Consider the following 24,682-nt stretch of genomic DNA (forward strand, 5'->3'; position numbering starts at 1 on the left):
GTATATCTCGAGTTCTATAAATTAACTATAGAAATCTTTTCTTATATCGTGTATATTTCGAATAACGAAACAATTCACTGTTTATAAGTATTATTATTTCAATGGTTTTTCTATCAGTTATTATTAACAGTGATTAAGTGAAGGTAGGAGAAATGATGATAAAAAGACACCCATGGATCATATATGTTATGTTGGCACTTGCAACCAGTAGTTGGGGAAGTGCTTTTATAGCAGGAAACTATGCAACGAGAGATTTTGAACCAATAACAGTAGCTTTTTTACGATTTTTCTTTGCTGCTATTATTTTAATTCCAATCATGTTAATAAAAGAAAAAAAGCACCGAAGACCTAAAGGAAAAGAGTGGTTGTTATTTGTTTCTCTTGGTTTAACAGGAATTGCTCTCTACAATATTTGCTTTTTTATTGCAGCAAAAGAAGCGCCAATTGTGAAAAGTTCTCTTTTTATTGCATCAAACCCTGTTTTGATCATTTTACTATCAGCCCTTTTTTTAAAGGAAAAAATAACGGTTCGAAATATTTTTGGACTTTGTTTAGCCCTCACAGGGGCAGCAATTATTATTACAGAAGGACAATTTATACATGTCTTTCGTGCAGGATTCCAACCGATAGACATTGTTCTATTAGTTGCAGTTGTTTGCTGGGCACTTTATAGTGTGTTAGGGAAGGTAGCTTTACAGCGTTTTAGCTCATTAGTTAGTACAACATACGCTATTGTTTTTGGAACGATTATATTATTTCCATTTGCCCTTGCAGAAACGAGTACATCTCAAATTATACATGCAACACCCTTAACTTGGGCATCCATTCTTCACATGAGTATTGTCGTTTCTGTTATAAGCTTTATTATGTATTATCAAGGAATTCGAACGATTGGTGCAGCAAAAGCATCTATTTTTATTAACCTTATGCCACTTTCGGCTGTTATATTGGCAATTTTCTTACTTGGTGAACCACTTTTACCAGTACACATTTTAGGAGCCATCTTTGTATTATCTGGCGTTACGTATGGTACTTGGACGAAAAGAAAGAAAGTTACTGTAGCACCTGAACCATCTGAAAAGGAAGCAAATGCTATTTAAATTGAATAAAAATAGTTGTTTATTTAGATTTCTTAGGCGATTTAATCACGCATAATTTTTTATGTGAATAATATACATGAAAGACAATCCTTTATAATGAGGGGGGAGTTCTATGTCTTATCAAGAATACGATCAACTCTCCGAGGAAGAACTAATATCCTATTATATGCGTGTAAAGGGGTATATCGATCAAGGTTTTCGTGTTGATGGATTGAAAGAGGAATTGGAATTGATTTACGAAGCGCTGAAAAGGAAAAGTCATAAAAGCGTGAAGAACAAAGACGTATTTTTAAAGGAAATAGACAAATATTTACGGACAATTCGTTTATAAAGGTGTCAAAAGGGAGAGTTCATGCCTTTTTGGCACCTTTCTATTTTTCTTTTACATATGACCTTTGCTACAATATATAGAGAAAGTGAGGTTCAGTTATGAATCAAGAAAAATCAACGATCAAAGGGATATCAGATCAAATTGAACAATGGACACAGCTTCCTTTTCATAAATTAAAAGAACCAGATATTTTGCGCACATTAAACGACCTTGAATCAAAAGGGGAAGAACATGGAGAATTCAAAGAAAATAAAGCAATAATACTTGCTATGGGAGCCGCTGCTAGGTTTAATCGTAAGCAAAGTATTGATGAAAAAGCAGAAACTAGACTAGCTGAAGCTTATGGCTTGTGCCAAGATAATACTTATGTCAATGAAGTGGTACTATTTTTATCCTCTTATTTCCTATCAACACCAATTTTTTCAGAGGATATTCCTAAAATACGTGAAACTGACCATAGTCAAGGAAAAAAGAAAACGATTAACGTTGTGAACATCCTTTTGTCAGAAGGAGAAAATATTGTTAATCAGTTGCTCCATCGTATGGAACAATATGAGTTATCTGCTAGTAAGATGGGAAAGGCTGAACGAGTAAAGGAAGCAATAAATGGAAATGAAATTTTGTCAAAAGTTAAGCGTATCATTAATGAAGCAAAGCATGCTTCAAATGAATATAGAGAATCAATTTCAGGAATATACTCGTCAAAAGAAAAGCTTGAAGTTTTTCACGAAGCATTAGATCAATTAAGAGATTTGGCAATACAATGGGATAGATGGAAGGAAGCCATTGAACCAGAAAAAGAGATGGATGGATTAAAGCAGTTAAATTCTCTTGTAGGATTATCGGAAGTAAAGGAGAAAGTATATAACTATTATCACTATTTAATATACGAAAAGGAACGGAGAAAACAAGGCTATAAATTTCAAGATGAACAGTCTTTAAATATGATTTTAACAGGAAATCCAGGGACTGGAAAAACAGAACTAGCAAGACTTCTAGCAAGAATTTATTTTGATTTAGGTGTTTTACCACGGGAAACGGTATATGAAGTAGATCGTTCCCATTTAGTTGGTGCTTACGTTGGTCAGACGGAAGAGAAAACGATCAATGTAATTAAAGAAGCTGTAGGTGGAGTTTTATTCATCGACGAAGCTTATAGCCTGAAACGGGATAGTGCTACGGGAACCGACTATGGACAAACTGCTATTGATACGATTGTTGCAGCCATGACAAGTGGTGAATACGCTGGGAAATTCGCTGTTATATTAGCTGGATATCCTGAAGAAATGAGATCATTTTTATGGAGTAACCCTGGCTTAAGAAGTCGATTCCCAGAAAGTAACCATATTCATTTATCAGATTACTCTATTGATGAACTAATGGAAATTGGGGAGCAAGTAGCCCTTGATAATGATTTTACAATGACAGCTGATGCCATGAAGGCTTTAAAGGAAAAAATAGAGAAGTTTCGTGTAGACGAAAGCTTTGGAAATGCTAGAACAGTAAAAAATATTATCCTTGAGGCAATTTTTCAAAAAGGTAGTCAAATAGGCAAATCAAAATCATACTCAAATGAGGATTTTGCAGTATTAGACAAGTCTGCTTTTCAATTATCTGACAAAGTAGAGAATAGTAAATCAAGTGAAGAGGAGCTTAATGAGCTCATTGGATTAGAAAAAGTGAAAGAACAGGTGAAGATGCTTGCTTCCTTTGTTAAAATACAAAAAGCTAGGCAGGAAAAGGGGCTTCCTCAAGTACCAATACAGTTGCACGCTATATTTACGGGACCACCAGGTACTGGGAAAACAACAGTAGCCTCAATTTATAGTAAAATATTAAACGAGCTTGGACTGTTAAAACGAGGTCACCTTATTGTGGCTGGTAGAAGTGATCTAGTAGCAGGGTATGTTGGACAAACTGCCATAAAAACGAAAAAGAAGGTACGTGAAGCATTAGGAGGCGTATTATTTATTGATGAGGCTTACTCTCTTTTTTCAAAGGGAAATGGTGATTTCGGAAAAGAAGCCATTGATACATTAGTGGAGGAAATGACGAAGCATAATGAGAATTTAGTTGTTATTTTAGCAGGCTACCCTGAGTCCATAGATCCGTTAATGGAAAGTAACCCAGGACTACAAAGTCGTTTTAAAAAAGTAATAGAATTTCCTTCTTATACTTCAGAAGAAATGATACAGATTCTCTTATACTATGTGGAAAAGCTTGGCTACAACGTGACGGAAGAAGCTGTTCAATTTATTACAGAAATGATTAAAGATCACAAGCCTTCTGGTAATGGACGAAAAATGAAAGATGTTGTTGAAGTGGCAATTCAGAAACAAGCATATCGACTTGTTTCAAAAGATGTAGTGGATGAAGATACGTTAATGAAATTAGAAAAAGAAGATTTCATAAACATCATAAAAGGGGAAGAATAAGATGCTTATCTCAAAAGAATTAATTCCAGTTCGATATGCAGAAACAGATCAAATGGGAGTTGTCTATCACTCTAACTATTTAGTTTGGTGTGAAATTGGTCGGACGAAGCTATTAGAGGATATGGGCTACCGTTATGCAGAATTGGAAAAAACAGGTGTGTTATCTCCAGTAACGAGCCTTCAAATGAATTACCATTCGCCAGCTAAATATGGGGAAACAGTGACGATTCATACATGGATTGAATCGTATAATGGAATACGGGTCACATACGGTTATGAAGTTTATAATGAAGCAGGAACAAAGTGTTTATCAGGAACAAGTGAGCATGTTTGTGTGAAAAAGGAAAATTTTAAACCGATTTCATTAAAAAAACACTTTCCAGAAATGCATGAGGCGTATGAAAAAAATCAGTGATTCTGAAAATAAAAGCAGTTCTTTAAAAATACTTCTACTACAGTTAATGTATACACCTCACGCATTTATTGAGAATGGTCTCTAAGCAAATTACAGTACAAAACACATGCTATTTTGGAATGTGCATGTGTTTTTATGTTCTACCAATACATTATACTGATGGGAGATGAAAATGGATATACGAATAATATTTATCCTTATATTATTGTTTGGAATTGGAGTTGGCATTTATGCCTCGAATCAAGAGAAAGAAAAAGGATGGAAGATAGTAAAGTACTGGTCTATTATTGCTCTACTATTTCTTGTAGGATTTCTTATTTGGTGGTATACATAAAAATTTGATTTAAATGGAGTAGTTATTTAATATGTTGGACTGGCAACAAAAACTAGTACATGCTGCATTTCTAGTTGATCTAATGGGAAAGTATTAATGGAAATACGGGCTGTAATTGATGCAGCCCGTGTTTCGCGATTTAGATGCTGAATTTATTGCTGATTTTCAATACAATAGGAGGGCTACTTTTGAAAAATAATAGAATGCTTTTATTAGCAGCAAATACCTTAGTTATAGTTATTTTATTAGGAGGGTGTGCAAATGCAACGGATTCAAGTACGGAGTTGGACAACCTATCACAAAAAAACAATACTCCTATCGACACGGCTTACAGCTCTTCTAAAGCAGATTCGACAGATATTACCTCAAACATCGACACAATGGATACAGACAATAATAAAGTAGAGAGCAAATCAAACGATGATCCTGTTAAAGAAGAAGGTTCGTCAACTGATGCTAATACTACAGGAAGTCTGAAGGAAGAATACCTCAAGAAACTTAACGAAATGGAAGAAGCGGATCGAAATGGAGAAGTTGGAACAACAATTGCAGAATTAGAGGAGCAAGAGTTCGAGAGATATAACAAGTGGGATGAGGAATTGAACCAAATTTATGCAGTACTGCAAGAACAACTTAGTAGAGAAGAGATGAATCAGCTCCGAGAAAAACAACGAAACTGGATATCATACAGAGATCAAGAAGCAAAAGAATTATCCTTAAAATATAAAGGTGGGTCCACGGAATCTTTAGAATATGTTGCCACGCAAGCGAGTCTAACAAGAGAAAGATGTTATGAATTAGTTGCAAATTATATGAAATAACCTTTTAACGTAATGAAAGATATGTTTTACAGAAATTCCTAAACGAGAAAACCTATCTCCTTATAGGTGTGGGAGTATCAGGTGTCAACAGGAGAAGTTCCTTCACTATTATTATTCGAATTAAGGGAGGTGAGAGCAATTTTTTTCAAAAGAAAAATACCCATATGGTTCGTATTCGTATTACTAATTCTAAGCGCAATATCTGTCTATTATTTAACAACAACCCTTAGCAAGGAGACTGTTTCTGAAATTGATTCGGAGTATACATCTGACACAGAATTAGAGACTCCTCCAATAGGGGAAGAAAATGAAGAATTAATGGAGGAAGAGGAATTAATTATAGAAGAAAATAAGCTAGATGAAGTACCTGTTGAAGAGGACTATTTGCAGGAAGTAGTATTTCCAGTTAATACGGATTATACATTGAAAGAGCAACTGGATCATTTTTTACAAGACGAACGTTTAGATCATGCGTTGGCAGCAGTACATATTCGATCGGAAGTAGGAGAGGAGATCTATTCCTATCATGGAGATAAAAGTGCCGTTCCTGCATCTGGTCAAAAAATACTCGTTGGTGCAGCAGCTCTTGATACGTTAGGAAGAGATTTCACCTTTAATACAGGAGTTTATACTGTTTCAGAACAGATTGGTAATGTGTTAGCTGGGGACATATATCTAAAAGGGACTGGTGACCCTACAATGTTGCCAGAGGATTATCAACGACTAGCGGAAGAAATCGCAAACTTAGGAATAACAACGATTAGCGGGGATGTAGTTGCTGATGACACGTATTTTGATGATGTGAGACTATCCATTGACCTTTCATGGGCAAACCAGAAAAACGTCTATGGAGCACAGGTTTCTGCCTTGACCCTTTCTCCCAATCGAGATTATGATGCAGGGTCCGTTATGGCAGAAGTAAGACCAGGAGCTAATGTAGGTGAAGCCGCTGCAATCACGATTTATCCTGCGACTGATTATGTTAAGGTCATTAATAATGTGGAAACAGTTGCTTCTGGTGGCACAAGCTATATTGAATGGGATCGGGAGCATGGAAACAATGTTCTAATATTTAATGGTACACTGGCTCAGAATGCAACCGTTTACAGAAACTGGGTATCTGTTTGGGAACCAACGGAGCTAGTTTTGCAACTGTTTTATAAAGCTCTTCAGGAAAATGGTATAAACGTAGAAGGTGAACCGAGGCTTGGAGATACTCCATCCGGTGCACAAGAACTTGCCAATCGTATTTCCGTTCCATTAGAAGATCTCTTCCATTCTTATATGAAGCTTAGTAATAATTCTATTGGGGAGATTTTAACGAAAACAATGGGGAAGGTGGTTTATGATGAAGGGAGCTGGGATGCAGGCCTCCAAGTAGTGGAAGCGTATCTACGCAATGCAGGACTTAACATGAATGGCATCCACTTAAGAGATGGATCTGGAATGTCTCATTTGAACGCTATTCCACCAGAAGAGATGACAAAGCTTTTGTATTATGTAAAGGAGGAAGAATGGTACGATTTATTCTATGATTCCTTTCCTATTGCAGGGGTTAGCAATCGTCTAGTTGGTGGTACATTAGGCTATCGAATGGGTGGAACAGCGGCAGAAGGTAATGTTCGTGGAAAAACAGGAACGCTTACATCTAAAAACTCATTATCTGGCTTTGTTACGACACAAGACGATGAGGAATTAATGTTTTCCATCATCTTAAATAATTACTTTCACAATAACGCGATTTCAATTATCGATAACATAGTGGTAAAGTTAGCTGAATATTCTCGAGAGGGTCAATGAATGATTCTAGTCCCCCACGTATAATAAATCTTTAATAAGCTGGGGGACTAGGAAACTTTTGATAAGATATTTCCAAAAGCTTTGATTCTGATAAGGTTATTGATAATTTTTTTAAGATATATACTCCAAATGCTTGCATAAATAAGGGAAAAGAAGTAAAAGATTAATAAAGTTAACGGGATTCGTGCTAAGGGTGTCATGGTACCAAACACCGCAATACCTACGAAATACGTTAACATTAGCATTCCTAAAGATAATAATATACTAGAAAAAAAGATCGAAGCGAACAAACCTTTCCTATAAAGGAATATTCCAATTGTAAGGCCAAGAAGACCGGTGGTAAAAATGAGAATGATTGCTTCTTGTATATAAATGAAAGTCAGGATAAACGCGGTAGCTACATAAACAACAATTCCAAGTGAAATATTTAAAAAAGCAGCTAATGCAATCGGCAGAGTACTTAATGGACTGAAAGCGAACCCGACGACAGGTAAAAAAACAGGTGCTGACTGGAAGATGACAGCAATTGCTGTTAACATACTCCCAACACTGACAAATCTTGCTCTACTCATTTTTTTCATGGCACAATTTCAAAAACAGTACCTTTTTTATAATCAGTTACTTTCGAAGAACCATAAGCTCCCAAAAATAATCTCATTTGATTCCGATCTGTTCCTAAACTTACATAATAAGCGTCTTCAGAGCCAAAATCATAAGCAGTGTCAATGACATAAAAATCATTTGGTTGACCATCCATCCTTACCTTTGTATAAGCAAGACCCCCTCTAGTTGGATCCTTAGATTCTTCCCTTCGAGCAAAATCGGTAAACACAACACTTCCTTTCATTTGGGAAATTCTATTCCCCATATAAGCTTGCACGCCTGTTAGTGCCGTTCCCTGAAATTTATCTGGACGAGTGTCTTGATGAAAATAATTAATGATTGGTCGTATCCGTTTCGTTGAAGTAATCACTGCGTCATTGTAAAAGGCAATAATTTTCTCATCCAAATCAGGTTTTCCAGAACATTCCCTTAGAATCGGAGAAGGAAAATCTCCTTCCCAGCCTCGCCAACCCAAGTTGATCAAATCTTTCTGATCAGGTTCAGACTTCCTCAAGTTTTCTTGTACAATTTCCGTAACGGCTATTGGCTTATAATTGGCAAAAGAAAAAATCGACTCTACCAGCTCTTGACCTACATTGCCCACATATTTGATGTATTGATTGTTCAACCGCTGAAAAGAAATACCAGGACCATTACGAAAGCCGATGACAATAACTGTAAGGGTTTCTTGAAAAGATGCAGGGAGTTCATTAAAACGTGAGACTGCCGGGGGATCATCAATAAATGTATTTTTATCTACATCGATTTCAATGATTTTTCCGGCTATTTCCATGAGATCTTGACTTAAATTAAAAGGATCAAATCCAGATCCCCCATCTCCAGTCGTTAATACTAGTTTTCCTGTCTCAGGTGAAAAGTTTAAGCTATTTACTCCGTTGTGATTTGAGAATGGCCTTCTTAAGTTAAGGAGTGTCCGTCGTTTTTTTGGCTTCCTATTCGCTGAAAGCAACCATTCTTCCACCGTATCAATATGGTCAAATTTCGTTTCTCTGTTGGTCCACCTCAGGGTTAACGTGGTTGGATCACAAGGATCAGGCTTAAAGGAATCTGATAAAGCACCAGGACCTTGCGTACTAGCTACGGAATAATGAAGATAGAACAGACCATTATGAGAAAAATCGGGATGAAAAGCCAAGCCTACCAATCCACGTTCATCATATCCGCCATTAGAGCCTAGTTGTATCACTTGATGGCGAATATCTAAAAATGTTCTTGCAACCCCGTTTTTAACATACAAAACTTCGCCTACCTGGGTTGCAACAAATAAGCTTTCGGACGAATCTCCAGGAATCAAAGCCGTTTTCAAAACAGTGGGTAAATTTATATTACTAATAATAGGTTGTAAATTCACTTTCACTTTCTTCACCTCATTTCTCCCCCTTTTCCTACTTTCCTCATAGATAAATATGAATGGTACGTTGCCAATAGCACCTAAATTAAGGATGAATCGAAGGGGCTTTTCCGGTGCTTTCATTTGTGGAGATGATTGGTTCAATTTTTACTTGAATGGGGGATATCCTTAAAATAGCCGATCCTAATAGGTTCAACGACGGAGCATGAGAGAGAAAGAGGGAGATTGAACTAGGATAAAATGAACCGTGTAGAAAAGATTTTATGCAATTTCCACTTGCATGGGCGGTCTACCCTGAAAATACACAGGTTCAGTAGTGAAAGGTGACGACTCCAACGGGAAAAGCAATAGCAGAAGACCCGACAATTCGGCACGTTAGTGCGAAGTGTGGAGGCTGAAGCATTGCCCGTGGAAAGCGTTCACCAGTAACGGATGAACCAACTTGATGAATATTTTCATCCTCCATGGTGCAAATTCCACTTGCATCAGTGGTCTACCCTAAAATAATATATTCCTTCTCGTGAATGAGCATAAATGTAATTCTTTTGTACATACTACATGTGTAAATTTTATGAAGGAGGTCCTTAGGAAATGGCAAAACCAGATAACCGAAAAGATAATGTAGAACGATTACAAAAGATGGTAGAAAACACGAAGGAGAATATAGAAGCAGCTGAAGAAACTATGGACAATGAGCACTTAACAGCACCTGAGAAGAATGCTATTGAAGATAAAAATGAACGTCGTCAAGAGAGCATTGAAAGCTTTAAAGCAGAGATTGCTGACGAAAAAGAAGATCGCGAAAATGGTCGCATTTAATCATTCTTTATAAATAGTATAGTTATTGAAAAAAGACCCAATTATGAGAAATTGGGTCTTCTCTTTATTTTAAAAATTTGTTTTAAGAAATACTTTGTCATATTACTTCACATTCAATATGTTTTCATTGAAATGATACTATACTTAGTTGTTATAATAGAAGGGAAAGGAGTGTAAAATGGCATTTGGCATTACGAAACGAGACTTAGATGAATGGAAAAGTAAAGCAATAAATGGAGAAGTGGCTTTTATAACCCATTTTTGGTACGATGCAAGATTTCCTCATTATCGAACGGTTACAAAAGCAGGGTGTTCAAACAAAGACACGTTAATTCAATGGGGAATGAAGCATGGATTGAAGGCAGAATGGATACATGAACGAGAGCTCTTCCCACACTTTGATTTGCTAGGTGAAAGACAGAGAGAAATTTTAATGAAAGAAAATAAATATGATCAACTGTTAAAGCTTGAAAGACGAATGAAAGGATGAGAGATCTTGATTGATTTGCAAAAACAAATTATTGCAGCTTTAAAAGTAAAGCCTGAGATTGATCCTAAACAAGAAATTCGTGATCGTGTTCAACTACTAAAAGCATATTTGAAGAAATCAGGGTTAAATGGTTATGTACTTGGAATTTCAGGGGGACAAGATTCTACTTTAGCTGGAAAGCTTATTCAGCTTGCTATGGAGGAGTTAAACGAAGAGGAAAGTACTGAACGTTATACATTCTTCGGAATGAGACTGCCATATGGAGTACAAGCTGACGAAGAGGAAGCACAAGAAGCTGTGGATTTTATACAGCCCTATAATCGTTTAACTGTAAATATTAAATCAGCTGTAGATGCAGCGTACGATCAATTTCATGAATCTACGGGGGAAACTTTATCTGATTTTGTAAAAGGGAACACAAAGGCAAGAGAACGAATGAAAGTACAATATGATGTTGCCGCTCATTATCGTTGTTTAGTCGTTGGAACAGACCATGCAGCAGAAGCTATTACTGGATTTTATACGAAGTTTGGTGATGGTGCCTGTGATATTACACCACTATTTGGATTAAATAAACGACAAGGAAAACTATTATTAAAGGAGCTTAATGGACCCGAATTTTTATATACGAAAGCACCAACTGCAGACCTAGAAGATAATCGTCCTGCTCTAGCAGACGAAGATGCATTAGGAGTAACATATGATCAAATAGATGATTACCTCGAAGGGAAAGAAATTATAGAAGAGGCTAAGTTGAAAATAGAAAAGCATTATGTACAAACAGAGCATAAACGTCAGCTTCCTGTTACACTTTATGATCGGTGGTGGCAGTAATTTTGCAAGAAAACAATACAACTCATAAAAAACAAAGCTTGGCTGATTTACACATGCACTCAACAGCTTCAGATGGAGGTTATCCACCAGAGGAACTTATGAAAAAGTGTATTAATGGAAAGCTAGAAATTGTTGCTTTAACAGATCACGACACTACTTCAGGAGTACAGGTAGCAAAAGAAATAGTAGAAAAACATGGTATTAAATTTATTACAGGTATTGAATTATCTACAAGATTTAAAGGGAAAAGTGTTGATATTTTAGGCTATGGTATCGACTCGCGAAATGAAATACTTTTAAACAAGTTATCTCATCAACTACAAATGCGGCGAGAACGTATGGTTCGGATGATAGAAAAATGCCAAGAGATTGGGATGCCAATTCATTTAAAAGACGTAGAGAAGGAGGCAAAAGGAGATACGTTATCAAGACCTCATTTAGCTCAAGTAATGGTGAATCACCAGATTGTCCCTAATATTAAAGAAGCATTTAACCTTTATTTAACCCCTGGTAAACCTTGCTATGAGGTGAAGGAAGAAGAAATGACTCCTCAACAAGCTATTCAATTAATTCATCAAGCAGGTGGAATTGCAGTTGTAGCCCATCCTATCTTTTATTCGATTGATGAAGACATTTTGCGATGGGTAGTAGAAGATGGTTTAGACGGTATAGAGGTTTATCATCGTGACCATGATAAAGATGCTATAGAACGATTTTATGCATTAGCATCAGAAGCAGAATATAAATTAGGAAAGAGAATATTTAAGACAGGTGGATCAGACTTCCATCATGAATCCTTTGGAAGAGAAGGAGAAATTATTGGAAAAACAAAGCTTCCATTTGAAGAAGCGGAATATTTATTTGATTATATAACGAATAAAAACTAATTTTTTTTAAAAATCACTATTATTATATATTACATATAAGTCTTTTGGCACCTCCATTTTAAATGTAAATACATTGTATGGGGTGCCTTTCTTTTGAATGGTTACTTTCCTTAGACCCCTTTTTGTTAACAACGCCCTGTCAGTTTTTATCACACACTTTTGGGCTTTTTAGAATAGGATGAAAAGGAGGTTAATTAAGGAGGGGAATCTGTGAAAAAATACTTTATTAATGGCCACACAAGTGAAGGGCCTTATCATTTGATTGATCAGTTTTTGGAATATTGTTCCATATCTCTTGTTACTGGTGGGAGTATGTATGTAAGGGGAGAAGTATTAAAGGAAACTGTGAAAGCTCTTGAACAAGAGGGGGAACGTGTCGTTATCTTTGTTCATCCCAATGATGGAGAGACGTATGACAGCATCTTTATTCCATCAAAGGAATTATTACTACTTTCTGATAATGAACCTCTTTTACCATTAAGCCGTTTTCGAGGGATTGTACAACAGACATACAATTTAAACGATTGTTTAAATCTATCTTCTCTACGAAGTGATACGGCAAATATTTTACGTTATTCAGATGAGATTAAACAAAATCAACATAAAGCATATTTGTATTTTGCTAAAGGAAGAGAAATCCATGAAGAAAAAGAAAAAATATATCTTTCCGCTATGGATTTTAGTGAAGCGGATAAGGTAGCGGAAGAAATTATTGAGGACTTGTTTTCAAATGTAGTAGCAAAGGAGAATTCTCCAATTGAAAGGAAATTGTTCTTCGGTGCAGCTACTGGTTATGGCCCAGTTAATTTTATTAATACTATAACGGAAGGCTTATCAAAACGAATTATTATTAAAGGGCGTTCGGGTAGTGGGAAGTCCACTTTAATGAGAAAAATCGTTGCAGAAGCGAAAGGACATGGATTATCAGTAGATTATTTTCCATGTGCACTTGATCCTAATAGTTTAGACATGGTTGTCATTCCAAGCCTTTCCTTTGCAATAATCGATGGAACAGCACCACATGTCATTAACGCTGAACGTTCAAGTGATTCCATCGTGGATATGTTTGAACGGTGTATCAATCAAGATGTAGAACAAAACAATATGATACTATTAACAGAAATCGAACAAAACTATAAGGATAAAATGAAGTCAGGTACGAATCATTTGCATCGAGTAAATGAGTTAGAAATGAAAGTTCACGAAATGTATGAAAAATATATTAGTGAGGAAAAACTCTCCTCTATAATACAGCAAATAAAGGTAAATATATTGAAGTAAAACATGAAAAAGATCCCCTTTTTTTTAAGAAGGGATCTTTTTCGTATATTAACTAAAAATATGAAAGAAAATTCATGGTATAATATTTCTATTATCTAAATTTCTTCTTGGTTTAAATGATTAATTTAGAAATAACGTGTAACTATCATACATATTCTTACTGAGGCCTTTAAAGGTCTTTTCTCATTTTAAAATGCTATTACGATATGCACCGTATTACCACCCATTAGCATGCACTTTTTTTTATATCATAACATGTCATAATAAAGATATATTGACGTATAAGAAAGGTCGAGATAGGAGCATGAGTCCGATATTCAAGCTTAAAGGAATGTTGTTTTTCTTTCATTCATCTATGGCATTAATTATTAGTTATTTACCGGTTTATTTACAGCATTTAGGTTTAACGGGGTCACAGATCGGTGTCCTTTTAGCCGTTGGCCCAGCAGCAGCCATTATTGCACAACCATTTTGGGGCTTTATGAGTGATAAATGGAAAACGGTTAAACGGGTGCTACTCATTTGTTTGTCTTGTTCACTAGCATTGGGAATTATCGTTTTTCAGCTAACAGAATATTTAATCCTTATCCCATTATTATTTATTTTCTTCTCTTTTACCTCTCCATCAGGTGGATTAGGAGATAGTTTAGCACAAAAGGTTTCAGTGAAAAATAATGTTTCCTTTGGGAGTATACGTTTATGGGGTTCTTTAGGGTTTGGAGTTTCTAATCTAATATGCGGATTTATTTTAGCACAAATTGGTATTACAAATATTTATTTTCTTTACGCAATATTTATTTTTGTGGCTATACTATTTTGCTATGCATCTCCTGATAGTGAACCATCGAAAAAACCAGTGGAGCTTATTAGTGCATTGAAGCTACTAAAAAATCCAAAGCTCATGATTTTTTTAGGGATGATTATGGTTATAGGCTTGACCCACCGTATAAATGATTCCTTCATTGGCCTATATATTATTGAACTAGGTGGCAACGAGTCGTACATAGGTATCTCTTGGGCTTTTGCAATTGTTACGGAAGCATTAATGTTCGCTTTTAGTGTGTATTGGTTTAGACGCTTTCATCCATTAACACTAATAAACATTGCTGCATTTCTTTACTTTGTGCGTTGGCTTTTAATGTCCTTTGCACCTGATCCTAGTTTCGTACTAGTTATTCAGTTATTTCACGGTTTTACTTTTGGGATCATGTACTTAACAGCCTTTCAGTTTGTAACAAAACTAGTTCCTGAGGAATTAGAGTCTACTGGACATCTATTGTTTATATCAATATTTTTTGGCTTGTCTGGTGTTATTGGTTCTCTTATTGGTGGGAATGTCATGAACGCTTTTGATGTTAGAACACTATATACTGTCATGGCTGTTCTTGCAGCAATAGGGTTTATGGGATCTGTTCTTTATCGAATTGTTTATTTTAAAAGTGAGGAAGGACAGAAGGATAAACGTCGTATGAATGAAGGAAATTAGATGTTATAAAAATCTAAATTATGATAGCTTAAGATGGTAAGGCATACACTATTCGTGTTTGCCTTTTTTTATGGATTGGATTTCTTTATGTTATTCATACAAAGTGAAGCTCTTTCGTTTATAATAGTACTGTAGGTCTTTATAAAAGATTATGAAAATAATAGAAGGGTTTCTTCTTACAAAGAATTAGGTGATGATATGAAAAAGGGCATCCTTTTATTAATAGGATTCGGAATTATTTTATATTTAATAGATTGGGAATGGGTTTCCCGTTTAAGGCAAGAAGATTTGGACTACTTTACAGATGGTGTCATTGAAGGTGTAGGGTATAGGCTTCTACTGGTTACAATGCCACTCATGCTCATTCAAGGAGTTATAACGCTATTTCCAGTGTTATTGTTGATTATTATTCATTTTCTTACATTTGGCTTAGTTGAAGGTTTTCTGATTAGTTTGATTGGTACAGTAGGGAGTTCTTTATTATGCTATTGGATCGTAAAATCCTTTAGTGGTAAATGGGTAGAAAACTATTGGGCTAAACGTCAAGAAAAATTGAACCGATTGTTACATTGGATGACAGAATATGGAGTTTTAGTAATTGTCATTTTAAGAAGTGTTCCTATCATGCCAAGTAACCTTATATCAATTGCAGCGGCTTTTAGCCCTATACCGTTAAAGCAATATATCTGGTCTTCTATATGGGGGAACATATCAATGGTCTGGTTATTAAGTATCCTTGCTGCTCCAATATGGATGGGAGAAGGGATGTTTTTTCCATATTTAATTGGCTATTTGATTTATGCTCTTACTGTTTTCGTTTATTATGCCATTCATTATTATCGATCACAGCAAACGATTCAGCATAGAAATGAACAACGTAACAAAAAGCTTATTTAACATGTTTTTACTATTCATTTCGTTTTATTCCTTAAATAATATTTTGAGGAGGATAACTATGAGTTTCTTAGATTTTAGTCGTATTTCACTTTCCCCTTTCCATCTCTCTGGGAATTTACGCTTTATCAAAATAAAGTATCGACTTATTTGAAGAGATAGAAAACTTCTTAGATAACATTATTTCACCACCTATTTGGACAGCTGCCACAGCACAATTGGAAGAAGATTCTATATGAAAATTAGATGTTTCTTTCATTTTTTAACAAGAATTTAGTAAATTGATTCATAACTCTTCCATGAATCCAGCCTTGTGTCATTCGGTATATATACCAAGGCAAAGCTGGCTTGAAGTGGACTAAACAGGTGTATACGTTATTGTTATGTAATGATCGAACAAACCAAAAGCGGCCAACAGGCTCTTGTTTCTTCGCTTCCTTATTTAAAAATCCACCTTTAATTACTAACTCGGCTATGTCATGGTGGTTTTCTAGCTGTTTATTATATTCTAAAATTAACAATGGCTGTTTTATTCCAAGAACATGAAATGAATAACTAGAATAACTTTTTTTTACGACAATCATTTTTTTTGTGAAATGATGTAACCATTGAAAGTATTGTAAAACAAGGGCTTTCATCTCTATATCGGATGATAAATATATCTTTTGTACAGAAGTAACTGCGTGCTTTAGGTTGCTGGTACTAGATTGGAAATTATGTTTAGATATTTTAGTTGATGGATCTTCATTGTGTAAAGGGATAATAGTCCCGTCACGTAAATAATAGAGTGGTTTATTCAACAAAATCGAACTTCTTTGGAATATAATTCGTATACATTCAGAAACGTGTTTTTCTATTCCTTGGACCATTTGATCATTAGATAGCAACGGCTCATGAAGTATGATTTGATCATAGGAATGAAATAAAGATGAAATTGTCGTCCAATTGCATGGAATTGTATGCCTATTTATATGATTAGCTTCTCCTTTCAAAGTGAAAAAAGTATAGGAGTTTTCCTTTGTGATTGGAAGCTTAATTTTACAGAATTGTTCCTTTTGTAATGTAGTGATTATTGCTTTTTTTGAGGTCATCGTTTCTATATCCTTTTCATCATACTTTTGACTACTATATCACGAAAAGAGTTTATGGGAAAAGAGATGTTGAATGGAAAAAGTTGAACTGGTAAATGATAGGAAGAATAATAATTATACTTATTAGGAGTGAATCCGGTTATTTTCTTATAAGAGAAGGATTTAATCCTTATCATGAAGAATTGTAATAATTGAGCTTTTTTAAGGGTGTAATGGGAGGTATATAATGAAAACTTTTAAACTATGTTCATTAGCAATATTATTCGATAATGAACAAGCTGAAGATGAGCTTCATTTAAAGGGTAAGGAAATTCCCATCGTAGATGGTTTAATTATTAATAAGGAAGAAGCAGAAAAAAACTGGCTTCTTGATGCTGTAGTGACGAAAGAATGGAAAGAGTTTTTTGAGGATTATTTAAAAGATAAACAGAAATTTATGGCGGAAGTAACAATTACAAAAAGAACGAATGATCCAGCTACTCTCGTTTGCAAAGTGAAATCCATAAATGAATTGAAAAACCATTATAGCATCCATTTAGATGGAGTTCTTGTAGTAAAAAAAGATGATCTATCTGACATGTTATTAAGAAACTTAATTAAGGAAGGGTATAGTGGAGATGATCTTTTTAATGAGTTTAAACGTCGTAAAAAAGATCGAGGTCGAGCCATTCAAGGAATTTTAACAAATGCTTATGAACAGGTAAAGAAAAAGGGGTTTTATGATTCTGAGTCTTCCTAATGGAAAAAGCGTCTTCATGGATGAAGACGTTTTTTTGAATCAAATCTAGTTGGAACAAAGTAACAATAATGGTTGAGAGGAGCCTTGTTGCTATGAAAAAATTGAATGTTTCTACTGAAATTGAAATAGTAGAATATAAACCTGCTTATGCGAAAACGGTAGCAGATATGTGGAACAAAAGTCGTGAAGGTTGGGGGGGCCATGCTGATATAAGAACAGAGGATCATGTGCTCATCCAAGAAGCGAATTCCACAAACCTTCATACATATATTGCTTTAGCAGGGGAAGAAGCTGTCGGTTATTGTGGTCTCTCTGTGTATCGTGATGATGAAGGTGCTTTGTATATTCCTCTTTTAAATGTAAGGTCAGATTATCACGGAAAAAAGATTGGGAAGATGCTAGTCTTGACTGCATTAGCAGAAACAGTAAAATTAGGTTGGCCTAGACTAGACTTAAGAACTTGGCCAGGAAATACAAAGGCCGTACCTCTATATAAAAAGTGTGGTTTCTTTTGGGAAAATCGTGATGATTCTGTACATTTAATGAATTTTTTACCAATGGTATTAAATACAGAGGCTTTTAATGAATTTTTTCAAATAGCAGATTGGTACCGGGATAGTGTTAGAGAAATTCTTGTTGAACCAGATGGTATAAAGGAAAATGATTTTGAGAGATATGAGTATAAATGGAAAAAGAACGATCGATTTTTAAATGTAGCAATTGAAAAAACGAGCCGTGGGATTTGTGCTGTGAAAAATGAAAAATTATCTATTTCGATGGAGCTTGATTGTCATAAAGTAGTTTTTGGAAAAACATATCCTGTACGTATACATGTAGAAAATTATACGAATGAACCGATAGACATAAGATTACAATGGTCCAATAATCGTAACATTACCTTTCGTATGGACGAAAAAATAATAGTAGAAACCAAGAACACAGTTGAGGGGACATTTACTGTTAAAACAGTTGATGAAGAGCAAAGCTCAAAGAAGACTCATCCATCTATTGTCGTATCATTAACCATAAATGGTAAGACCATGGAGTTAAAAACAGGAGTTTTACCAATGGCTCCAGTGAAGTGTACAGGTCGGCTGACAGGGAATTTTAGCTCATTGAATAAAGAACAAACTGCCTATTTAGAGTTAGAGAACAACTGTTCTTCTCCTGTGGTTGTAAGGTTTACTGTTCCTACATCAGACGAAGTAGAATTTAAGAAAGAAAATTGGACGGTTTCGTTAAAGAAAAAGGAACGATTTACTATCTCTCTACCTCATGTTATCCGTAAAAGCATCTTTTTTAACAAAACTATTGAGATGCTTGTTGAAGGGGAAGAAGGAGAAATTATCCAGTATGATCAGCAGGTTACTTTTCCTTTTAATACAATAGGAAGTAAACTATTTGGTGAGGATCAGTCTTATTATCATTTGTTTAGCGGTATGGTACATGTGGCACTAAATAAAGAAAATAACGAATTGCTGTATGAACGAGGACGACAGAATAAGAGTCATTATAGCTTTTTTTATCCAAAGCTAGGAAAGCCGTACTCTGAAGAGTTTTCTATAAAGAAACCAGAAAACGTTTCGTTTTTAACTAGTAATGATAGTATTGGGATGAAGCTCACTTATTTATCTCAAGATTTTCCAAACGTGATTCTCCATCGAATCATTGAATTAACTGGTGAAGGATTAATGACACAGCATTATTTGTTAGAGAATAAAAGTGAAAGAGTAGTAGAGGATATTCGTTTAAATCATTCCTTTACCTTTCCTTTAGCAGATACGTATATTCCATATGATAATCAAGTTGTCCATAGTAAAGGAACACTTAATCATGAAGTGTCAGTGTGGGATGAAAAAAGGGTTTCAGAGAACTGGTTCTTTTCTATGAATAATAACATCCAAGCAGCTATTATTTGGGAAGGGGATGCACCGGTTCATTTTCACCATTGGCACGACCATTATTTTGAATTACATTGGGGGAAAATTGAACCTAAATCCATAGTTTCTTCTAGTAAGCTATGGTTTGGACAACAGATTTTTGCCTCCGTTGATGAAGTACGGGAATTTGCAAATCAAAAAAAAGATCGTCAATTAACATTACCTGTTGAAGCTTATTCCTTTCAAACAAAAAACGGTTCACCTATTGTAGATGGGGAAGCAGTCGTTTCTTTCCGACGTATGGTACAAAAAAATGTAGAGGTGAATCTTGAAGTGTCTGTTCCTTCTATAGAAGGAGATGAACGAATACATTCTATTAGTCGTACGGATTCAGATAATTGGTCCTATTGGGATGTTCCTGTTACTCTTGAAAAAGATCGGTTAATAACACCTATTTATTTACATGGAACGTTGTCTTCTCAACGGTTAAATAAACGGTTACTGTTGTTCCAAGGAAACCATTCTCATGTAGAAAGGAAGATAGAGGTTGTGAATGGACACCGTTCATACGAATTAAATAATGGTGCTTTCTCTTTAAAAGCAGCCCCTAGTTTTTTTCCTGGATTTTACTCACTTGTAGATGGTGAAACAGAATGGCTCGATACATCTTTTCCTACTCCACAACCGAAGGCATGGTGGAATCCTTGGGTCGGTGGCCTTAGCTTTGGAATTTCTTACTTACTTCAACGAAAAATGATTGTTCTTCCTTCTGAGGCGCAATTTGTATCGGTAAAGGATCAATTTGGGGAAAGTTGGACTGGTATTAAAATAACAACGACTATCAATGATCACCCTAAGTACGAAGGAGTTGTGTTTCATCAATATGCTGTTACACGTCCTGGGTTACCTGTTTTAGCTGTTTTTACATGTATTGAACAAAAAATAGGTTTTCACTTTTATGGCACTGTTCAAAATATGTATTTTAATGCGTCACTTGGGGAAAATCAGGGAGACACGACCCTTTGCTTTGAACCGGGGGATGCGGGAGTAGAACGATTACAGCATCATCATCATGAAACGGAGCTATATAACCTTAAGAGTATTATAGTGGAGAGAAAAGGAATAGAAAATAAGCTACATTTTATTCCTAATACAATGATTGAGGATTTAACAGCTTATATGAGACAAGAAATCATTTGGGCTTTTTCCGAACAGCCCCTTTATACGAAAACAGGGGAGTCTGAAGTGGTCGATCCTCATTTCTTTGTTTTTTCTAAAGAAGCATATACAATAGGTGACTTTAAAGAGCTTCGTTCGTTACGATTTACTTTATCGTAATGCTTGCATGTTCTTGCACTATGACTGACGTAATTTAATCAACGGTTCTATTTTCAGGGTAGACCTCTCATGCAAGGTGAATTTGCACCATGGAGGATGAAAATGTTCTTTCTAAAGTATACTACCTTCCCGCAATTCCAATCTAATACTGTTTGCGGGAAGAATATAGGCTTCATTCATCCCGCATTTGTGATTTTCCACCGATTGCGGGAAGAATATAGACTTCATTCATCCCGCATTTATGTTTTTCCACCGTTTGCGGGAATGGAGGATGAAAATTATTTTTATCCAGTTTGAATGAGTGGAATCCCACGAGACTCCTGCGGAAGAACGAGCTAGACGAGACACCGCAGGGAGTGGAACGACCGAGGAGGCTTGGCAGGTCGTCCGGGAAAGCGAAGTGGGGTGTAACGAATGATTAACTTAACCTTTAGTTGTTAATACTAATAAGTTCGACAGCAGCAATTTTCAGGGTAGACTTCTCATGCAAGGTGAATTTGCACCATGGAGGATGAAAATGATTTTAATCCAATTGGAACGAATGATTAACTTATCCTTTAGTTGTTAACACTGATAAGTTCGATAACAGCTATTTTCAGGGTAGCCACAAGAAAGGGAGGTGTAGAATTGAAAATAATTGATGCTCATGTACATTTGTCTCACATCCATTCTTTTCACCATACTGCAAAAAATCTTTCGCACGTTGACTATTCTGTTCGTGGTTTAAAGAAAGAAATGGATGAAAATAATATTGTCCTTAGTATTGGTATGGGGTTACGAGAAATTGAAGGAGGAGGTGGCTTTCCTGATGATAAGCCTCCTACTCCTATGGGTTTGGATTTAGTAAAAACAGAGGAGCCTAACATCGTATATTGTGCCGGAGTCAATCCTTATCGTCTAGGGACAACGGAGCTTCTACATTTAGAGAAAGAGTTGCTAAAGCCCGATGTTGTAGGGATTAAAATATATTTAGGATACTATCCTTTTTATGCGTATGACAAGGTGTATGAACCTGTTTACGAATTGGCCAAAGCATATCAAGTTCCTGTTGTTTTTCATACAGGGGATACATATTCAGAACGGGGCTTATTAAAATATTCTCATCCTTTAACATTAGATGAGGTGGCAGTATTTCACAGAGATGTTACATTTGTGATGGCCCATTTCGGTGATCCGTGGATGATTGATGCTGCAGAGGTTGTTTATAAAAATCGTAATATGTTTGCGGATTTATCCGGGTTAATTGTAGGGGATGATCGTGAAGTTAATCGAATCATGAACACACCGCACTTTTTTGATCACTTAAAGCATGCCATTGCTTTTTGTGATCATTACGATAAATTTTTATTTGGAACAGATTGGCCACTCGTTTCCATTAGCCCTTATATTAAATTTGTTAAACGTTATATGCCACCTGCCTCATGGGATGATGTCTTTTATAACACAGCAATTCATGTGTTTCCAAAAATCAAAAGATTTATTTAATAGAATAGATAGAAGCAATCGTTGTGGAGGATTGCTTCTTATGAAGTTGTTTTGTTTTCCTGTCTTGCACCAGTGAATAATTGTGCAATTTGATGGCTTACTTGATTTCTTAAATGAGCATTTAAATACTTTGCAGTTAGTACATATCCACGAAAGAAAAGGGTGTACTCAGAAAAGGTGTCATCATGATCGTTTAATTGTACTTTCAAGCCTAGTTTTTTCATGTTAGCCTTTGTTTCATAAAGTTCTTTGCTAAGTTTGGAAAGAGACTGCTCTAGTAAACGGATATACGGATCTTTCAGCTTTACAGGGGACTGATTTATTTTCACAAGATCCTTTTCTAACACTTTACGGGCCAACTCCAATAAGATGTAGGATTCACTTAAGCGTTCTTCTTCAGGGGTGAGTTTGGCCATATGATTTATCACTCCTTTTTGTTTTGGCTTTTCTAGTGGGATGTAACGAATATATATATAGTATATGCAAAAAATAAACAGAACATGTGTTCTATTTCTATATTTTACTCTATAAAAAAAAATAGTCAAGAAAAACACAAAAGATTCAGGAACCTGGTTCCTGAATCTTTTGTGAACGTGTTAGCCTTCTTCCGTGAGGCGTGGGAACATGATGTTATTTTCTAGATGTACGTGCTGGAACATATCTGATTCTAGCTCTTCTAAACGTTTATAGGTCATTCGATAGGTTGTACAAGCGCCGTAAGGTAATGTAAAATCAGAAGTGACTTCTCTAATTTTTTTTAGGAGAGAACCTGCTTCTTCATGCTCAGATTCAAGCTCGTGAATACGGTTTGTTGCAAGGTTTCGTTCTTCTTGAACTGGATTAGCTTCATATTGACGAATGGCTGGAAAAACAACCTGTTCTTCTTTTATCATGTGCTGTTCTAATTCTGTTTTTAAGTCATGGAAGAGACGATGAAGATCAGCCAGTTCAGGGTGAGATGTACCGTGAACGCGGAAGATCTTAGTGACATAGAAGCTCAGGTCTGGCAATTCCTCTACAAGATAGCCGTGATGACGATGGAGGATATGATCAATTAAAGTAGAATAAGACTCTGTTGCCCAATCTTGATCGTCAAGAGATTTCATATTGCTAGCATCATCAAAAAGGGATTGTAACTGACTTAAGATAACACTTTCGTCTAACCCTTTTTCTGTAATTGCTTCATGAATAGGTCGGTTTCCTCCACAGCAAAAGTCAATTTTATGTTGTTTAAATAGTTCATCAGAACGTGGCACTCGAATAACGATATCTCGTACTTTTGTGTCACGGTTAAAAACAGTTTCCATTATATTTCCTCCCTTTAATTATGTTATCTTTATGATACGATACAGTGGAATGGGCTGTCGGTGATATGAGTCACCAAAAGAGGATAAAGAAAAAATGATAGGAGTAGAGAGAAATGATGAAAAGGGCTTTCATGTATTTACTAGTAAGTGTTGTTTTATTGTTAACAGCTTGTGGTACAGGTGACAATGGAGTAAATGAAAGTAATGATGTAGACGGAGAGAATGGAGTAAATGAAGACTTAGAAGCGAATGAAGGTAATGCTGTAGGGGAATTTCAGGGTGAACTTCCTCAATTTAATGAAGAAGTAGCTGAAAATGAAAGAGAAGCGATTATACATACGAATATGGGGGACATTCATTTAAAGTTTTTCCCAGAGTATGCACCAAAGGCAGTTGAGAACTTTCTCACCTTAAGTGAAGAAGGCTATTATGATGGTGTTATCTTTCACCGAATTATGGAAAACTTTATGATTCAAAGTGGTGATCCTGAAGGAACAGGAAGTGGCGGGGAAAGTATATATGGTGCCCCTTTTGAAGATGAATTTACACCAAATTTAGCACACTTTCGTGGAGCACTTTCCATGGCTAACCCTGGTCGTCCAGATACCAATTCAAGTCAATTCTTTATTGTTCAGGCAGATAATGAAGGATTTAGTGAAGAATACATTGCTGCGATAGAGGCGCAATATAACCTTGATTTCCCAGAAGAAACAGTTGAAAAGTATTTCGAGGTAGGAGGAACGCCTCACTTAGATTTTTCACACACCGTATTTGGACATGTCATTGATGGTATGGATGTTGTGGATGCAATAGCTCAAGTACAAACGGATGGAAATAATCGACCAGTGGAAGAAGTCATTATTGAACGTATTGATGTAATTAAATAAACTCCATGCAAAAAGCAGAGACATTAATGTCTCTGCTTTTTATGTACGTTTCT

The 24,682-nt window shown here is 35.7% G+C and carries 24 protein-coding genes; 19 read left to right on the top strand and 5 right to left on the bottom strand.

Features of this window, described 5'->3' with window-relative positions:
- Positions 1-152: 152 nt before the first annotated feature.
- From QA612_RS20870 to dacB, 7 genes are all read left to right on the top strand, one after another.
- Complete coding sequence (locus tag QA612_RS20870; protein ID WP_347568889.1) at positions 153-1,100, top strand: DMT family transporter; 948 nt, start codon at positions 153-155, stop codon at positions 1,098-1,100.
- A 112-nt stretch (positions 1,101-1,212) separates the two neighbouring features.
- Entirely contained in the window at positions 1,213-1,431 is a 219-nt protein-coding gene (locus QA612_RS20875; protein WP_278285771.1) for a hypothetical protein, read from the top strand.
- Positions 1,432-1,529: 98 nt separating this feature from the next.
- On the top strand, positions 1,530-3,866 hold the full coding sequence (locus QA612_RS20880; RefSeq protein WP_278285772.1) for an AAA family ATPase: 2,337 nt from the start codon (positions 1,530-1,532) through the stop codon (positions 3,864-3,866).
- Between the two features lies 1 nt (position 3,867).
- Positions 3,868-4,281 (top strand): acyl-CoA thioesterase, encoded by a 414-nt coding sequence (locus QA612_RS20885; RefSeq protein WP_278285773.1) that lies wholly within the window; start codon positions 3,868-3,870, stop codon positions 4,279-4,281.
- A 172-nt stretch (positions 4,282-4,453) separates the two neighbouring features.
- On the top strand, positions 4,454-4,615 hold the full coding sequence (locus tag QA612_RS20890) for a hypothetical protein (RefSeq protein ID WP_278285774.1): 162 nt from the start codon (positions 4,454-4,456) through the stop codon (positions 4,613-4,615).
- A gap of 188 nt (positions 4,616-4,803) precedes the next feature.
- A complete protein-coding gene (locus QA612_RS20895) occupies positions 4,804-5,436 on the top strand; it encodes a lysozyme inhibitor LprI family protein (protein WP_278285775.1) in 633 nt (210 codons plus the stop codon).
- 81 nt (positions 5,437-5,517) lie between these two features.
- Complete coding sequence (gene dacB / locus QA612_RS20900; protein ID WP_278285776.1) at positions 5,518-7,236, top strand: D-alanyl-D-alanine carboxypeptidase/D-alanyl-D-alanine endopeptidase; 1,719 nt, start codon at positions 5,518-5,520, stop codon at positions 7,234-7,236.
- A gap of 47 nt (positions 7,237-7,283) precedes the next feature.
- On the opposite strand, the gene QA612_RS20905 is transcribed toward dacB, so the two are convergent.
- Both QA612_RS20905 and QA612_RS20910 read right to left on the bottom strand, forming a co-directional pair.
- A complete protein-coding gene (locus QA612_RS20905; RefSeq protein WP_278285777.1) occupies positions 7,284-7,817 on the bottom strand; it encodes a hypothetical protein in 534 nt (177 codons plus the stop codon).
- Positions 7,814-9,226 carry a PQQ-dependent sugar dehydrogenase gene (locus QA612_RS20910; protein ID WP_278285778.1) on the bottom strand — a complete coding sequence of 471 codons (1,413 nt, stop codon included), beginning with the start codon at positions 9,224-9,226 and terminating at the stop codon, positions 7,814-7,816. Before QA612_RS20910 ends, QA612_RS20905 begins: the two co-directional genes overlap by 4 nt.
- A gap of 576 nt (positions 9,227-9,802) precedes the next feature.
- Here QA612_RS20910 and tlp point away from each other — a divergent pair.
- The 7 genes from tlp (at position 9,803) to QA612_RS20945 (ending at position 15,905) form a co-directional block, all read left to right on the top strand.
- Positions 9,803-10,030, top strand: coding sequence for a small acid-soluble spore protein Tlp (tlp, locus tag QA612_RS20915; protein ID WP_278285779.1), 228 nt, complete (start codon positions 9,803-9,805; stop codon positions 10,028-10,030).
- A 178-nt stretch (positions 10,031-10,208) separates the two neighbouring features.
- Positions 10,209-10,520, top strand: a complete 312-nt coding sequence (locus QA612_RS20920; RefSeq protein ID WP_278285780.1) for a hypothetical protein — start codon at positions 10,209-10,211, stop codon at positions 10,518-10,520.
- 6 nt (positions 10,521-10,526) lie between these two features.
- Positions 10,527-11,354 (top strand): ammonia-dependent NAD(+) synthetase, encoded by an 828-nt coding sequence (nadE, locus tag QA612_RS20925; RefSeq protein WP_278285781.1) that lies wholly within the window; start codon positions 10,527-10,529, stop codon positions 11,352-11,354.
- A gap of 2 nt (positions 11,355-11,356) precedes the next feature.
- Positions 11,357-12,241, top strand: coding sequence for a PHP domain-containing protein (locus QA612_RS20930; protein ID WP_278285782.1), 885 nt, complete (start codon positions 11,357-11,359; stop codon positions 12,239-12,241).
- Positions 12,242-12,451: 210 nt separating this feature from the next.
- Positions 12,452-13,522 carry a hypothetical protein gene (locus QA612_RS20935; RefSeq protein WP_278285783.1) on the top strand — a complete coding sequence of 357 codons (1,071 nt, stop codon included), beginning with the start codon at positions 12,452-12,454 and terminating at the stop codon, positions 13,520-13,522.
- Positions 13,523-13,826: 304 nt separating this feature from the next.
- Positions 13,827-15,008 carry an MFS transporter gene (locus QA612_RS20940; protein WP_278285784.1) on the top strand — a complete coding sequence of 394 codons (1,182 nt, stop codon included), beginning with the start codon at positions 13,827-13,829 and terminating at the stop codon, positions 15,006-15,008.
- A 198-nt stretch (positions 15,009-15,206) separates the two neighbouring features.
- The gene (locus QA612_RS20945; RefSeq protein ID WP_278285785.1) at positions 15,207-15,905 is read left to right on the top strand and encodes a TVP38/TMEM64 family protein; all 699 of its coding nucleotides are present in this window, start codon (positions 15,207-15,209) and stop codon (positions 15,903-15,905) included.
- A gap of 239 nt (positions 15,906-16,144) precedes the next feature.
- Here QA612_RS20945 and QA612_RS20950 read toward each other — a convergent pair whose 3' ends face one another.
- Complete coding sequence (locus tag QA612_RS20950) at positions 16,145-16,993, bottom strand: hypothetical protein (protein WP_278285786.1); 849 nt, start codon at positions 16,991-16,993, stop codon at positions 16,145-16,147.
- A gap of 226 nt (positions 16,994-17,219) precedes the next feature.
- Here QA612_RS20950 and QA612_RS20955 point away from each other — a divergent pair, with 226 nt between their 5' ends.
- From QA612_RS20955 to QA612_RS20970, 4 genes are all read left to right on the top strand, one after another.
- A complete protein-coding gene (locus QA612_RS20955; protein WP_278285787.1) occupies positions 17,220-17,732 on the top strand; it encodes a YwpF-like family protein in 513 nt (170 codons plus the stop codon).
- A 92-nt stretch (positions 17,733-17,824) separates the two neighbouring features.
- Positions 17,825-20,950: a GNAT family N-acetyltransferase gene (locus QA612_RS20960; protein WP_278285788.1), complete on the top strand. Its 3,126-nt coding sequence runs from the start codon at positions 17,825-17,827 to the stop codon at positions 20,948-20,950.
- 102 nt (positions 20,951-21,052) lie between these two features.
- The gene (locus QA612_RS20965; protein ID WP_278285789.1) at positions 21,053-21,247 is read left to right on the top strand and encodes a hypothetical protein; all 195 of its coding nucleotides are present in this window, start codon (positions 21,053-21,055) and stop codon (positions 21,245-21,247) included.
- 330 nt (positions 21,248-21,577) lie between these two features.
- A complete protein-coding gene (locus tag QA612_RS20970) occupies positions 21,578-22,435 on the top strand; it encodes an amidohydrolase family protein (RefSeq protein WP_278285790.1) in 858 nt (285 codons plus the stop codon).
- A 38-nt stretch (positions 22,436-22,473) separates the two neighbouring features.
- Here QA612_RS20970 and QA612_RS20975 read toward each other — a convergent pair whose 3' ends face one another.
- Positions 22,474-22,851, bottom strand: a complete 378-nt coding sequence (locus QA612_RS20975; RefSeq protein ID WP_278285791.1) for a YhjD family protein — start codon at positions 22,849-22,851, stop codon at positions 22,474-22,476.
- A gap of 180 nt (positions 22,852-23,031) precedes the next feature.
- Complete coding sequence (gene ric / locus QA612_RS20980) at positions 23,032-23,742, bottom strand: iron-sulfur cluster repair di-iron protein (RefSeq protein ID WP_278285792.1); 711 nt, start codon at positions 23,740-23,742, stop codon at positions 23,032-23,034.
- Between the two features lie 113 nt (positions 23,743-23,855).
- On the opposite strand from ric, the gene QA612_RS20985 reads away from it, so the two are divergent.
- The gene (locus tag QA612_RS20985) at positions 23,856-24,629 is read left to right on the top strand and encodes a peptidylprolyl isomerase (protein WP_347568890.1); all 774 of its coding nucleotides are present in this window, start codon (positions 23,856-23,858) and stop codon (positions 24,627-24,629) included.
- Positions 24,630-24,682: the final 53 nt, after the last annotated feature.

The organism is Evansella sp. AB-P1, assembly GCF_029688925.1.
GTDB lineage: Bacteria > Bacillota > Bacilli > Bacillales > Salisediminibacteriaceae > Evansella.

Coding starts and splice junctions, on each gene's coding strand:
- QA612_RS20870 (WP_347568889.1), top strand. CDS start 153: ATGATGATAAAAAGACACCCATGGATCATATATGTTATGTTGGCACTT.
- QA612_RS20875 (WP_278285771.1), top strand. CDS start 1,213: ATGTCTTATCAAGAATACGATCAACTCTCCGAGGAAGAACTAATATCC.
- QA612_RS20880 (WP_278285772.1), top strand. CDS start 1,530: ATGAATCAAGAAAAATCAACGATCAAAGGGATATCAGATCAAATTGAA.
- QA612_RS20885 (WP_278285773.1), top strand. CDS start 3,868: ATGCTTATCTCAAAAGAATTAATTCCAGTTCGATATGCAGAAACAGAT.
- QA612_RS20890 (WP_278285774.1), top strand. CDS start 4,454: ATGGATATACGAATAATATTTATCCTTATATTATTGTTTGGAATTGGA.
- QA612_RS20905 (WP_278285777.1), bottom strand. CDS start 7,817: ATGAAAAAAATGAGTAGAGCAAGATTTGTCAGTGTTGGGAGTATGTTA.
- tlp (WP_278285779.1), top strand. CDS start 9,803: ATGGCAAAACCAGATAACCGAAAAGATAATGTAGAACGATTACAAAAG.
- QA612_RS20920 (WP_278285780.1), top strand. CDS start 10,209: ATGGCATTTGGCATTACGAAACGAGACTTAGATGAATGGAAAAGTAAA.
- QA612_RS20940 (WP_278285784.1), top strand. CDS start 13,827: ATGAGTCCGATATTCAAGCTTAAAGGAATGTTGTTTTTCTTTCATTCA.
- QA612_RS20945 (WP_278285785.1), top strand. CDS start 15,207: ATGAAAAAGGGCATCCTTTTATTAATAGGATTCGGAATTATTTTATAT.
- QA612_RS20950 (WP_278285786.1), bottom strand. CDS start 16,993: ATGACCTCAAAAAAAGCAATAATCACTACATTACAAAAGGAACAATTC.
- QA612_RS20955 (WP_278285787.1), top strand. CDS start 17,220: ATGAAAACTTTTAAACTATGTTCATTAGCAATATTATTCGATAATGAA.
- QA612_RS20960 (WP_278285788.1), top strand. CDS start 17,825: ATGAAAAAATTGAATGTTTCTACTGAAATTGAAATAGTAGAATATAAA.
- QA612_RS20965 (WP_278285789.1), top strand. CDS start 21,053: ATGTTCTTTCTAAAGTATACTACCTTCCCGCAATTCCAATCTAATACT.
- QA612_RS20975 (WP_278285791.1), bottom strand. CDS start 22,851: ATGGCCAAACTCACCCCTGAAGAAGAACGCTTAAGTGAATCCTACATC.
- ric (WP_278285792.1), bottom strand. CDS start 23,742: ATGGAAACTGTTTTTAACCGTGACACAAAAGTACGAGATATCGTTATT.
- QA612_RS20985 (WP_347568890.1), top strand. CDS start 23,856: ATGATGAAAAGGGCTTTCATGTATTTACTAGTAAGTGTTGTTTTATTG.